The organism is Mycobacterium sp. VKM Ac-1816D, from assembly GCF_000416385.1.
Lineage (GTDB): Bacteria > Actinomycetota > Actinomycetes > Mycobacteriales > Mycobacteriaceae > Mycobacterium > Mycobacterium neoaurum_A.
The window spans coordinates 1-12,505 of the sequence record NZ_AOHQ01000124.1 but is presented as its reverse complement, the minus strand read 5'-3'; the positions used below and the strand labels follow the sequence as shown (position 1 = coordinate 12,505).

Here is a 12,505-nt window from a genome sequence, read left to right as displayed (position 1 = left end):
GTGTTGGGCGCTCATACCACCTGCCCCTGGATCACCGGCAACCCCGGATTGCTCGCGGCGCCCAATCCCGACGGCGGTGCACCGGCGTCGATAAGGTGCGCGGCGAACGAGGCGATCATCGCGCCGTTGTCGGTACACAACCGGAGTCGGGGCACCCGAAGTGTGAGGCCGGCTGCGGCACAACGCTCCTCGGCAAGCTCGCGCACCCGGGAGTTGGCCGCCACCCCGCCGGCGATCAGCAGTGTCGAGACGCCGAGGTCGGTCGCGGCGCGCACCGCCTTGGCGGTCAGCACATCGGCGACCGCCTCCTGGAAGCCGGCGGCCACATCGGCGGGCGCGGCATCCGGGTTCTTCTCGAGATGGCGGGCCACGGCGGTCTTCAGACCCGAGAAGCTGAACGCGTAGGGGACATCGCGCGGGCCGGTCATGCCGCGTGGGAACACGATGGCGCGCCGGTCACCCGTGCGGGCCAGGTCGTCGAGCGGCTTCCCGCCGGGATAACCGAGCCCCAGCAGGCGTGCGACCTTGTCATACGCCTCCCCCGCCGCATCATCCACGGTGCTGCCGAGTTCGACGATCGGTTCGCCGAGCGAGCGCACATGCAGCAATTCGGTGTGCCCGCCGGACACCAGCAACCCGACGCACTCTGGCAGCGGCCCGTGGTCGTAGACGTCGGCGGCCAGGTGCCCGCCCAAGTGGTTGACAGCGTAGAACGGCACCTCCCACGCCGCGGCATACGCCTTGGCCGCGGCCACCCCCACCAGCAGGGCGCCGGCCAGGCCGGGGCCGATGGTCGCGGCCACCACATCCGGACGCTGCACGCCCGCGGCGTCCAGTGCGCGTTTCATGGTGGGCCCCAACGCCTCCAGATGCGCCCGGGAGGCGATCTCGGGGACCACCCCGCCGTAACGGGAGTGCTCGTCGACGCTCGAGGCGACCTCATCGGCCAACAGCGTGACGGTGCCGTCCTGCAACCGGGCGATCCCGACTCCGGTCTCGTCGCAGGAGCTCTCGATGGCCAGGATGATCATGTCGCGTCCCGTTTCATGGTGTAGGCATCGGCGCCGCTGACCTTGTAGTACCGCTTACGCACCCCGACCGTCACGAAACCCGCACTGGTGTAGAGCGCGATTGCCGGCTCGTTGTCGGTGCGGACCTCCAGGAACACCTCGCCCTTCTTGGCGAAGGCGAGCAGATCATCCAGTAGTGCGCGGCCGATACCGCGGCCCTGCCAGGCCGGGTCGACGCCGATGGTGTGCACCTCGTATTCGTAGGGTGGGATGCGGCCCAGCCGGGAGATCCCGGCGTAGCCGACCAGTCTGCCGTCGTCGCGCGCGGCGATGTAGTGGTTGTGTTTCCCGGCGATACCGTGCACGAAGGCCGCCGGTGGCCACGGATCGTCACCGGCGAACAGCTGGGCCTCCAGTTCCGCACACCGCACCGCGTCCGCCTTGGTCAGCGCGTCGATTCTCACCGTGCTCGGTTCGGTCACGCCAGTCCTCGTTCGGCCAGCGTCTTGGCGTCCGGTCGACGCAGGTACAGCGGGATCAGCGGTTCGGGCTCGACGGTCCAATCGGCAACGGCGGCGGCCAGTCCGGCGGCCGACGGAATCTCCGGGCCGATCACCGGCAGACCGAACAGCCCGGCATGCGAGGGTGATCCGGCCACGCTCTGTACGCCGGCGGTGTCCACGTCCGCGGCAGGACCGACCTCCGGTCCGCCGGTGCGCACCCCGTCGCGGTAGCGCGCCCAGTACACCTCGCGGCGGCGCGCATCGGTGACGACGAGGACCTCGCCGTCGGTCGCGCCGCCGATGGCGTCCAGCGTGCACACCCCGAACACCGGGATGCCCAACGCCTGCCCATAGGCCGCCGCAGTCGCCATCCCGACCCGCAGCCCGGTGAAGGGTCCGGGTCCGCATCCGACCACCACCGCGTCCAGATCGGCCATCGACGCACCGCAGTCGGTCAGCGCGGCAACCACATTCGGGGTCAGCCGCTCGGCATGTGCACGGTGGTCGACGATGGTGCGCTCGGCCAGCGTGGTGATGTCGTCGGCGACCCGCACGATGCCCGCGGTGACCGCGGGGGTCGCGGTGTCGATGGCCAGCACGAGGGTCGCGTCCTTCGGGCCGACGAAGTGACGGGGACTCATGATGTGCTCCACTGCCAGGTCACCGTGCGTTCCTCGGAGTCGGCATCGCGGTCGAGACGGATGTCGAGATGATGGGCGGAGAGTCGTTCGGCCAGACCCTCACCCCACTCGACGACGACCACGGCATCGTCGAGATCGGTGTCCAGGTCCAGCGAGTCGAGTTCGGCGAGCAGGTCCCCGCCGTGGTCGAGCAGCCGGTAGATGTCGACGTGGACCAGGGCGGGCGCCCCGGCACGTCGTGGCGGGTGCACCCGGGCCAACACGTAGGTGGGTGAGGTCACCGGGCCTTCGACGTCCATGCCGCGGGCAATTCCCTTGGTCAGCATCGTCTTTCCGGCACCGAGCGGCCCGGACAGCACCACCACGTCACCGGCCCGCAGGTCCGCACCGAGCGCTGCCCCCAGCGCCACGGTGTCCTCCGCGGTGGGAAGTATCGCGGTTCCGCCGGTGCGCTCAGCCATGACGCGCCCGGTCCCGCAGCCGGCGGGTCAGCGCCACGAGTTTCGACGGGGTGGCCCGCTCGACCAGTCGCACCAGCGCATCGTCGATGATGTCGGGCTGTTCCAGCTGCACGAGATGTCCGGCGCCCTCGACCACGACGAGCTCGGACTTCGGCAACTGCGCCGCCATCTCCTGCGAATACTCCAGCGGTGTCAGCAGATCCCGGTCGCCACAGGCGATCAGGGTGGGAATCTTCGCCAGCACCGGCAGGGCCTCGGTTTCGTCGTGTACCTCGAGAGCGTGCAGGAAACCCACCAGCGTGTGCACCGGGGTGTCGTGCATCATGGACTCGCTGAAGGCCACCACCGACGGGCTGATGTCCTCGCGCCCATAGGACGCCGCACGCAGGACAGGTCCGATCACCGAGCGCACCACCCCGCGCCCCCGATGCAACAGCCCCGGCGCGTAACGCACGCTGAACCGGGCCGCCTCCAGGGCTGGATTGCGCAGGATCTCACCCAAGGGTGATCGCGAAACACCCTCTGCAGCAGAGGAGATGAGGGCGGCGCCGACAATGCGCGTGCGGTAACGCTCCGGGAACTGGCGGGCGTGCGAGAGCACCGTCATGCCACCCATCGAGTGGCCGACCAGCACCACCGGCCCCTTGGGCGCCAACACGGCCAGCACCGATTCCAGGTCCTGCCCCAGCTGCGGCACGGTGAAGGTGTCCGGTGAGGCGTCCCCGGACAGACCGTGGCCGCGCTGGTCGTAGAACACCATCCGGACCTGGTCACCCCACTGCCGCGCCAGCCGGTCGCGCTGGAAGTGGAAGGCGCCCATGCGAAGACAGAAGCCGTGCGCGAACACCACGGTCAGCGGTGCGTCGGGCGGTCCACATTCGCGCACCGCCAGCGGAACCCCGTCGGTGGTGGTCACCACGACGCTGCGATCGGCGTACAGCAGGGTGAAATCCTCACCGGCATAGGGATCGTCGTCGCTGACCCGGCGCGTCAGCGACCGCGCGACGGTCACGCCGGCCAGCGATCCGACCGCGGTCAGCCCGGCCGCTCCGGCCAGCCAGCGCGCCAACCCGCTCACGGGGTGCCCTCCGGACCACCGGTGTAACTGCGCACGATGCGCCCGCGCGGACTGGTCACCACCTCGTAGTTGATGGTGCCCAACAGATCGGCCCAGTCCTGCGCGGTCGGTTCGCCACGGTCGCCCGGCCCGAACAGGATCGCCGCGTCCCCCACGTTCACCCCGGCCCCGTCGGGACCCAGATCCACCACGAACTGATCCATGCAGACCCGGCCCACGGCGGGATACCGACGGCCGTTGATGGCCACCTCCAGCCGGTTGCTCAGCGAGCGGAAAACGCCGTCGGCGTAGCCGGCCGGGATCAACGCCACCGTGGTGTCGCGGTCGGCAACCCAGGTGTGACCGTAGGAAACGCCGTCGCCTGCCCGCAGTGCCCGGATCTTGGCCACCGGGCAGGCCACCGTCATCGCCGGTCGCAGCCCCATCGCGCCGCGCTCGGGGATCGGGGTCTGTCCATACACCGCTATTCCTGGGCGCACCATGTCGAACGCCAGATCGGGTCGGGTCAGCGCGGCCGGCGAATTGGCCAGGTGCAGCAGCTCGAAGTGGATACCGTGGCGCCGGGCCCGGGCCGCGAACTCACGCAGCCGGTCGCCCTGGATGCCGTTGAACGGATGATCTGGGGTGTCCCCGTGTGCCAGGTGCGACATCAGGCCACGCACCCGTACCGAACCGTCGGCCTGGGCGGTGGCCAGCGCCGCCAGTACCTCGTCGAACTCGGCGGGCGACACACCGTTGCGGCTGAGCCCGGTGTCGGCCTTCACGGTGACCGTGGCGGTGTCGCCGGTACGCCGCACCGCGTCGAGCACGCCTGAGAGCTCGGCGGCCGAGGACACCGCCAGCTGCACCCCGGTCCGCACGGCGGGAGCGAAATCGGTGTCCGGCGCGTGCAGCCAGGCCAGCAGCGGCGCGGTCACGCCGCCCGACTGCAGCGCGGCGGCTTCGGCGACGGTCGCCACGCCCAGCTCGGCGGCACCTGCGGCCAACGCCGCCTGCGCGACGCGGACCGCGCCATGGCCGTATCCGTCCGCCTTGACCACGGCCATCACGGCGGCCGAACCGGCATGTTCGCGCAGTTCGGTGACGTTATGGGCGATGGCGTCGAGGTCGACGATCGCACGCGGGACGTTCTCGGTGGTGATCACTGCTCCGATTGTCCCAAACCTCGGATCAGTGGGCGAAATGCTCCTCGTCGGCGAAGCCGCCGATGCCGACCTTGGACAGTTTGCCCAGCACCTCGACCAGATCGTCGCGCAGTGCGCGGGCCAGGTTCGCCGAGAAACCCTCACGCACGACGATCCGCAGGACCGCGACGTCGGTGGCATCGTCGGGCATGGTGTAGGCCGGCAGCTGCCAGCCGTAGCTTCGCAACATCGCCGAGATGTCGAACACCGTGTAGGGGGTGTCGGTGGCCAGCTTGAACGCGACCACCGGGATGGCCGATCCGTCGGTGATGACCTCGAACAACTGCTTGTGGTCGACCGTCATCGCGGCGAGTTCCCTGGCCAGCCATTGCGCGGTCTCCGACAGGCAGCGCATCACCTGCAGATAGCCCTCCCTGCCCAGGCGCAGGAAGTTGTAGTACTGGCCGACCACCTGGTTGCCCGGGCGGGAGAAGTTCAGCGTGAATGTCGGCATGTCGCCGCCGAGGTAGTTGACCCGGAAGACCAGTTCCTCGGGCAGGTACTCCTTGTTGCGCCACACCACGAAGCCGATGCCCGGGTAGGTCAGCCCGTACTTGTGGCCGCTGACGTTGATCGAAACCACGCGCGGCAACCGGAAATCCCACACCACGTCCGGATGCAGGAACGGGACGACGAAACCGCCGCTGGCCGCGTCGACGTGGACCGGGATGTCGAGTCCCTTGTCCTTGGCCAGGCGGTCGAGGGCGGCGCAGATCTCACCGATGGGCTCCAACTCGCCGGTGTAGGTGGTGCCCAGGATGCCGACCACGCCGATGGTGTCCTCGTCCACGGCGTCGAGCACCTGCTCGGGGGTGATGACGTAGCGTCCGTCGGCCATCGGCAGGTACCGGGCCTCGACGTCGAAGTAGCGGCAGAACTTCTCCCAGACCACCTGGACGTTGGAGCCCATCACCAGGTTCGGGGTGCGGCCCTTCCACCCGTCGCCCTTGGCGCCACCGATCTTGGCGCGCCAGCGCCATTTCATCGCCAGACCGGCCAGCATGACCGCCTCGCTCGAGCCGACGGTCGACACCCCGACCGCCGTCGACGGATCGTCGTCGCGCAGATCTTCGGCGTGGAACAGGTCGGCAACCATGCACACACAGCGCTGCTCGATGGCCGCGGTGACCGGATACTCGTCCTTGTCGATCATGTTCTTGTCGAACGTCTCCGACATCAGCCGGTCGGCCTCGGGATCCATCCAGGTGGTGACGAACGTCGCGAGGTTCAGCCGCGAACTACCGTCGAGCATGAGCTCGTCGTGGATGAAGCGATAGGTCTGCTCGGGCTCCATCGACTCGTCCGGCAACCGCAAGGCCGGGATCGGGCTGGTCGACAGCCGTCCGGTGTAGGCGGGGCTCAGCGAGGAATGACGGGAGACGTTGGGCATGTGTTCCTTTCTAGAGGACGGAGCCCAACGCGGCACGCAGATGGGCCAGAATCGGCGCGGCCGATGTCGGCGCGGGGGCCGGGCCGGGATCTTCGGCGGCGGCGTGGGCCGCGCGGGCATGCACGAACGCGCCGGCCGCCGCGGCGAGGCCGGCAGGCACGCCCGCGGCCAGCAGTGCGCCGATCACACCGGACAGCACGTCACCGGAACCCGCCGTGGCAGCCCAGGATTGCCCCGCGGGGTTGAGGTAGACCGTGTTCGAGCCGGAGTCGGCGATCACCGTGACATTGCCCTTGAGCAGGACGGTGACACCGAGACGGTCGGCGAGGCCGCGGGTGTCCGCCACCCGGTCGGTGCCGGGCGGCGCACCGGCCAGCCGGGCGAATTCACCGGCGTGCGGGGTGAGCACCGTGGGCGCGTGGCGGTCTGCCACCAGCTCGGGCGCGGCGGCCAGCAGGGTGAGCGCGTCGGCGTCGACAAGCACCGGAAGATCGGTCTGCAGCGCCCAGCGCAGCGCCTCGGCAGCCGATTCGTCGGTGCCCAGGCCCGGACCCACCACCCAGGCCTGCACCCGGCCCGCGGACTCGCGATCGGACGTCGCAATGACCTCGGGCCAATGCGAAACCACTTCTGCGGCCGCGGTTCCCGCGTAACGCACCATTCCGGAGGTGGCCGCGACAGCCGCTCCCGTGCACAAGATCGCCGCGCCCGGATAGGTCGCCGAGCCGGCCATCACCCCGGTCACGCCCTGGCTGTACTTGTCATCGTGCGGGCCCGGAACCGGCCAGCAGTCCGCGATATCGGCGGCGTCGAGTCCGATGATGTCCGAGGTCGGTAGGTCCAGCCCGATGTCGACGAGTTCGACCCGGCCGCAATCGGCGAGTGCGTGAACGGGTTTGAGGCCGCCGAAGGTGACGGTGACCGCGGCCGTCACGTGCGCACCCTCGGCCGCGCCGGTGTGCACGTCGATACCGCTGGGCAGATCCACGGCGACGACGGGTGCACCGGCGGCGGCGAAGACCGCGGCGGCATGGGGACGCAGCGCGCCGCGGCCGGATATCCCGACCACCCCGTCGATGACCAGATCTGTTGTCGCCGGGATGGTCTCGCCAATGCGACCACCGGCCTTGCGGAACGCGGCGAGCGCCCGGCGGTGGGTGCGATCGGGCGCGAGCAGCACTGCCGAAGCATGGACACCGCGACGCCGCAGAAAAGTCGCCGCCCAGAGCGCGTCACCGCCGTTGTCACCGGAACCGACCACGGCACAGATCGTGCGTCCGGCGATGCCGCCGGTGCGGCGGCGCAATTCTGCGGCGACGACGCCCGCCAGACCGTACGCGGCCCGACGCATCAGGGTCCCCTCGGGCTGCAATGCGAGCAGGGGCGCCTCGGCGGCGCGGATCGCATCCGCGCTGTAGTAGTTCCGCATCGGCAGCCGTCCCCTCTCGTGCCCGCGCGCCAACACGTTACGCGTTCAACGTCACCACACGTGGTCAGGCCATACGATCGGGCGTCATGACCTACCCGTACGGGTACCCGCCGCCGAAACCTCCAGTGTCGGGCATCGATATCGCGATCTCGATCACGGCCCTGTTGCTGGCCGTCGCCGGCGGCGCGGTGGCAGCGTTTTTCGGCATCTTCTTCATGGCGTTCACCGACTACTGCCCGCCTGCCACCTGCCATATCGACGCCGGAGTCAGCGCGATGTTCGCGGGGTTCATCACCGCCGGTGTGTTGTGGGTTGCGGGCACCGTGTTCACCATCGTCAGATTGGTGCGACGGAGCAGGGCCTGGCCGTTCGCGATAGGCACCCTGGTCCTGTGCTGCGGTGCCTGCGTGGCGGGGATCGCCGGCTACATCATCGCGGTGGGCGGCTGACCCGGCCGACCGGTCAGGACGGTTCGACCGTGACCTTGATGGCCTCGCCGTTCTTGACGATGTCGAAGGCATCCAGCACGTTCTCCAGCGGGATGTGCCGGGTGATCAGATCCTTGACCGGAACCTGTCCGGTGGAGATGTACTGCAGGGCGCGCTTGTTGTGCTCGGGGGCCGAACCGTTGGCGCCGTGGATGTGCAACTGGCGGTAATGCACGATATTGGAGTCGCACGTGATGGTCGGATCGGTCTTGGGCAGTCCGCCGAAGAAGGAGATCCGGCCGTTGCGGGCGGCCATCGAGATGGCCTGCTCCTGGGCGATGTTGGCGGCCGTCGCCGTGATCACGACATCGGCGCCGCGACCGCCGGTGAGCTCCATGACCTTCTCGACGACGTCGACCTCGGCGGCGTTGATGACACCGTCCGGGTTGACCGCGTCGGCGGACATCTTGAGTCGGGCGTCGTTGACGTCGACGAGGTAGATCGGCCCGCACTTGTGCACGCCACGCGCGATACGGATGTGCATGCATCCGATCGGCCCCGCACCGAACACCACGACGGTGTCGCCCTCTTCGATGCCGAGCAGTTCCTGGGCGTTGATGGCGCAGGCGAAGGGTTCGGCCGCCGAGGCCTCGTCGAATCCGACATTGTCCGGAATCTTGTTCAGCCCATCGACTTTGAGAACCTGCCGGGGCACGATCATGTATTCGGCGAAACCACCGTCGTACTGGTAGCCCATCGACGTCTGGTTCTGGCACACGGCCATCCAGCCCTTGCGACACTCGTGGCATTCCCCGCACGGCACCGCGGCGATCACCTGGACGCGATCGCCGACCGCCCAGTCGCTGGCGTAGGTCGCATTGACGTCGGCGCCGACCTCGACGATCTCGCCCGCGATCTCGTGGCCGATGGTGCGCGGCGGGGTGAGGTTCTGGTGCCCGTTGTGGAAGATCTTGACGTCGGTGCCGCAGGTGGAGCAGTTGCGCACCCGCAGCTTCACCTCGCCGGGACCGCATTCCGGCTCGGGCACGTCTTCCAGGCGAACGTCCTCGGGGGCATAGAAACGCAGGGCTAACATGCGCGGTCCTTTCGGTTGTCGACCTTCGCAGCGATGTGTTGACTGGGAGCCTAACTCCAATTCGGTCATAAAACCACAGAATTGTTCGCCCGTTTTTGCCCGAATCTCTTGCATTGCTGCCCAGGTATGCGTATTACTAGATATGCATGTGACCGGCGTCACCGAAGCGTCCGGTTCGGAACTGCAGTGAACCGGAGGTCATCGAATGTCCCTCGCCAACGCACCAGTGGATGGGTCCCCCGCCCCGCGGACCGGAGCTCGGGTACGCGTGCAGAAACTCGGCACCGCCCTGTCCAACATGGTCATGCCCAATATCGGCGCGTTCATCGCCTGGGGCCTGATCACGGCGCTGTTCATCGAGCAGGGCTGGCTGCAGGCTCTCTTCACCAGCCTGCAGGATCCCGACGGCTGGGTCGCCAAGATCGGCGGCTGGGGCAGCTATGACGGCGCGGGGATCGTCGGCCCGATGATCACATACCTGCTGCCGTTGCTGATCGGATTCACCGGCGGCCGGATGGTGCACGGCAACCGCGGCGCGGTGGTCGGCGCCATCGCGACCATGGGCGTCGTCGCCGGAGCGGACGTGCCGATGTTCATGGGTGCGATGATCATGGGCCCGCTGGGCGGCTGGTGCATGAAGAAGCTGGATGCGCTGTGGGAAGGCAAGATCCGGCCCGGCTTCGAGATGCTGGTGGACAATTTCTCCGCGGGCATCCTCGGCATGCTGCTGGCCATCTTCGGGTTCTTCGGGATCGGACCGATCGTCTCCGGTTTCACCCGCGGCGCCGGCAGCGCCGTGGACTTCCTGGTCAGCAACAACCTGCTGCCGCTGACCTCGATTCTCATCGAACCGGCCAAGGTGCTGTTCCTCAACAACGCCATCAACCACGGCGTGCTGACGCCACTGGGCACCACTCAGGCACTGGAGACCGGAAAATCCATCCTGTTCCTGCTCGAGGCCAATCCGGGCCCCGGGCTGGGATTGCTGTTGGCGTTCATGTTCTTCGGCAAGGGCGCTGCCCGCGCATCGGCCCCCGGTGCGGCGATCATCCAATTCTTCGGCGGCATTCACGAGATCTACTTCCCGTACGTGCTGATGAAGCCCAAGCTGATCATCGCCACCATCCTCGGCGGCATGACCGGTGTGTTCATCAACGTGCTGTTCGGCTCCGGCCTGCGCGCCCCGGCCGCACCCGGGTCGATCATCGCGATCTACGCCCAGACCGCCAGCGGGAGCTTCCTCGGTGTCACCCTGTCGGTGCTCGGCGCTGCCGCGGTCTCCTTCGTCGTGGCGGCCTTCCTGCTGAAGACCGGCAAGGCCACCGACGACGGCGATCTCACCGCGGCCACCGCGTCCATGGAGTCGATGAAGGGCAAGAAGTCCAGCGTGTCCGGCATGCTGACCGGTGGCGGGCGCATCCAGAACATCGTCTTCGCCTGCGATGCGGGGATGGGCTCCTCGGCGATGGGTGCCTCGGTGTTGCGCAAGAAGGTCAACGCCGCCGGGTTCGGTGATGTGAAGGTGACCAATCAATCCATCGCCAACCTCACCGACAGCTACGGACTGGTCGTCACCCACCGCGACCTGACCGACCGGGCCAAGCAGAGAACCGGTTCGGCGGTGCATGTCTCGGTGGAGGACTTCATGAGTACCCCCGCCTACGACGAGATCGTCGAGCTGCTGCGCAAGACCAACGGCGACGCCGGGGCGGCTCCGGTCGAGGAGGCTGCCGCGCCCGCATCGGACTCGCCCGGTGACGATGTGCTGCCACTGTCCTCGATCGTGCTGGGCGGTACCGGCAGCACGGCGTCGGCGGCCATCGACGAGGCCGGCGGGCTGCTGGTGACCGCCGGCGCGGTCGAGCCCGGCTACGTCACCGCCATGCACGAGCGGGAGAAGTCGGTGTCGACCTATATGGGCAACGGCCTGGCCATCCCGCACGGGACCAACGACGCGAAGACCGCGATCCGCAAGACCGGGATCTCCTTTGTGCGCTACGCCGAACCGATCGATTGGAACGGCAAGCCCGCGGAGTTCGTGGTCGGTATCGCGGGGGCGGGTAACGACCACATGGCGTTGCTGACCAAGATCGCGCACGTGTTCCTGGACAAGGACCAGGTTGCCCGGCTACGCGCCGCGACCAGCGCCGAGGAGATCCGTGCCGTGCTGACGGCCGGCGACTAGTTGTCGGTGGAGAATGTCCACCGTGGATTCGGACACTCGCCAGCGTCAGATCGTCGAGTTCGCCCGTAGCCGCGGGCGGGTCGAGGTGCCGGCCTTGGCTGCAGAACTTCAGGTCGCGACGGAGACCATCCGTCGCGACCTGAAGGTGCTCGCGGGTCGGCGACTGCTCAAACGGGTGCACGGCGGTGCCGTGCCGTTGGAGACGGCGGCGTTCGAATCCGGTGTCGAGTTCCGCAGCCAGGTCGATCTGGCGCAGAAGCATCGGATCGCGGGAGCGGCGGCCGAACAATTGCACGGCGCCGAAACCGTCTATGTCGATGAGGGGTTCACCCCGCGGTTGATCGCACAGCTGCTCGCCGACCGACAACTCACGGTGGTGACGGCGTCGTTGCTGGCGGCGGAGGCCCTGGCACACAGCGAGACGGTCACGGTGCTGCTGCTGGGTGGGCGGATGCGCGGGCGAACGCTGGCGTGTGTCGACGAGTGGGCATTGGAGCGGTTACGCAGTCTGGTCATCGATGTGGCCTATATGGGCACCAACGGAATCTCGACCGAACACGGCATCACCACGCCGGATCCGGCGGTGGCAGCGGTGAAGAAGACGGCCGTCCAGGTGTCGAGCCGACGCGTGTTGGTGGCGGCGCACTCGAAGTTCGGTGAATCGCACTTCTGCCGATTCGCCGATATCGCCGATTTCCAGACGATCATCACCGGCACCGAACTGCCGGCACACGAAGCGCATCGCTACGAGTTATTGGGCCCCAACGTCATCCGGGTGTGACTCCCCGCGCTGCCGGTCAGAAGGGCGGCGGATCGGCCTCGATGGCCGCGCGGTTGTGTGCGCGTTCGTGGGCTATTCGGTAGGCCCGGTTCTGGGTGCGGGTGCGGGATCGTTTGGGGGCGGCCCGTTCTCGGCCTGGTGCCGGCGGTGGCACGGTGATCGGACCCAGTTCTGCCGTGGGCACCGCTAGCCGAGGAAAGAACACCGCTCCGTCGGGTTTCGTGGTGTATGTCCGGCCGTTGGGGGCGGTGAGTGTGAGGGTGCCATCGAGATGCTGCTGGTCGGTCCAGCCGCCGGGCCCGCAGTGAAATGTCTTGAT

Annotated in this window: 12 protein-coding genes and 1 pseudogene; 3 read left to right on the top strand and 10 right to left on the bottom strand. The window is 68.2% G+C overall.

Features of this window, described 5'->3' with window-relative positions; translation table 11 throughout:
- Positions 1–11: 11 nt before the first annotated feature.
- From tsaD to G154_RS07515, 8 genes are read right to left on the bottom strand one after another with little or no spacing between them, the layout of a single operon-like run.
- A complete protein-coding gene (gene tsaD / locus G154_RS07550) occupies positions 12–1,031 on the bottom strand; it encodes a tRNA (adenosine(37)-N6)-threonylcarbamoyltransferase complex transferase subunit TsaD (protein ID WP_019510213.1) in 1,020 nt (339 codons plus the stop codon).
- On the bottom strand, positions 1,028–1,492 hold the full coding sequence (rimI, locus tag G154_RS26750) for a ribosomal protein S18-alanine N-acetyltransferase (protein ID WP_019510214.1): 465 nt from the start codon (positions 1,490–1,492) through the stop codon (positions 1,028–1,030). Before rimI ends, tsaD begins: the two co-directional genes overlap by 4 nt.
- Positions 1,489–2,154 carry a tRNA (adenosine(37)-N6)-threonylcarbamoyltransferase complex dimerization subunit type 1 TsaB gene (tsaB, locus tag G154_RS26745; protein WP_045546446.1) on the bottom strand — a complete coding sequence of 222 codons (666 nt, stop codon included), beginning with the start codon at positions 2,152–2,154 and terminating at the stop codon, positions 1,489–1,491. The genes rimI and tsaB overlap by 4 nt, the downstream gene beginning before the upstream one ends.
- Positions 2,151–2,615, bottom strand: coding sequence for a tRNA (adenosine(37)-N6)-threonylcarbamoyltransferase complex ATPase subunit type 1 TsaE (gene tsaE, locus G154_RS07535; protein ID WP_019510216.1), 465 nt, complete (start codon positions 2,613–2,615; stop codon positions 2,151–2,153). Before tsaE ends, tsaB begins: the two co-directional genes overlap by 4 nt.
- On the bottom strand, positions 2,608–3,693 hold the full coding sequence (locus G154_RS07530) for an alpha/beta fold hydrolase (RefSeq protein WP_019510217.1): 1,086 nt from the start codon (positions 3,691–3,693) through the stop codon (positions 2,608–2,610). Before G154_RS07530 ends, tsaE begins: the two co-directional genes overlap by 8 nt.
- Positions 3,690–4,838: an alanine racemase gene (alr, locus tag G154_RS07525; RefSeq protein ID WP_019510218.1), complete on the bottom strand. Its 1,149-nt coding sequence runs from the start codon at positions 4,836–4,838 to the stop codon at positions 3,690–3,692. Before alr ends, G154_RS07530 begins: the two co-directional genes overlap by 4 nt.
- 25 nt (positions 4,839–4,863) lie before the next feature.
- Entirely contained in the window at positions 4,864–6,267 is a 1,404-nt protein-coding gene (locus G154_RS07520; protein ID WP_019510219.1) for a glutamate decarboxylase, read from the bottom strand.
- A 10-nt stretch (positions 6,268–6,277) separates the two neighbouring features.
- Positions 6,278–7,696, bottom strand: coding sequence for an NAD(P)H-hydrate dehydratase (locus G154_RS07515; protein WP_019510220.1), 1,419 nt, complete (start codon positions 7,694–7,696; stop codon positions 6,278–6,280).
- An 86-nt stretch (positions 7,697–7,782) separates the two neighbouring features.
- Here G154_RS07515 and G154_RS07510 point away from each other — a divergent pair, with 86 nt between their 5' ends.
- On the top strand, positions 7,783–8,145 hold the full coding sequence (locus tag G154_RS07510; RefSeq protein ID WP_023985372.1) for a hypothetical protein: 363 nt from the start codon (positions 7,783–7,785) through the stop codon (positions 8,143–8,145).
- 13 nt (positions 8,146–8,158) lie between these two features.
- Here the strand turns inward: G154_RS07510 and G154_RS07505 are convergent, their stop codons facing one another.
- Complete coding sequence (locus G154_RS07505) at positions 8,159–9,220, bottom strand: zinc-dependent dehydrogenase (protein WP_019510222.1); 1,062 nt, start codon at positions 9,218–9,220, stop codon at positions 8,159–8,161.
- A gap of 205 nt (positions 9,221–9,425) precedes the next feature.
- Between G154_RS07505 and G154_RS07500 the strand changes: the two genes are divergently transcribed.
- Positions 9,426–11,405 (top strand): PTS mannitol transporter subunit IICBA, encoded by a 1,980-nt coding sequence (locus G154_RS07500; RefSeq protein WP_031601360.1) that lies wholly within the window; start codon positions 9,426–9,428, stop codon positions 11,403–11,405.
- 22 nt (positions 11,406–11,427) lie between these two features.
- A complete protein-coding gene (locus G154_RS07495; RefSeq protein ID WP_023985370.1) occupies positions 11,428–12,186 on the top strand; it encodes a DeoR/GlpR family DNA-binding transcription regulator in 759 nt (252 codons plus the stop codon).
- 16 nt (positions 12,187–12,202) lie between these two features.
- Here G154_RS07495 and G154_RS26740 read toward each other — a convergent pair.
- A pseudogene (locus G154_RS26740) lies at positions 12,203–12,505 on the bottom strand (HNH endonuclease); the annotation flags it as partial.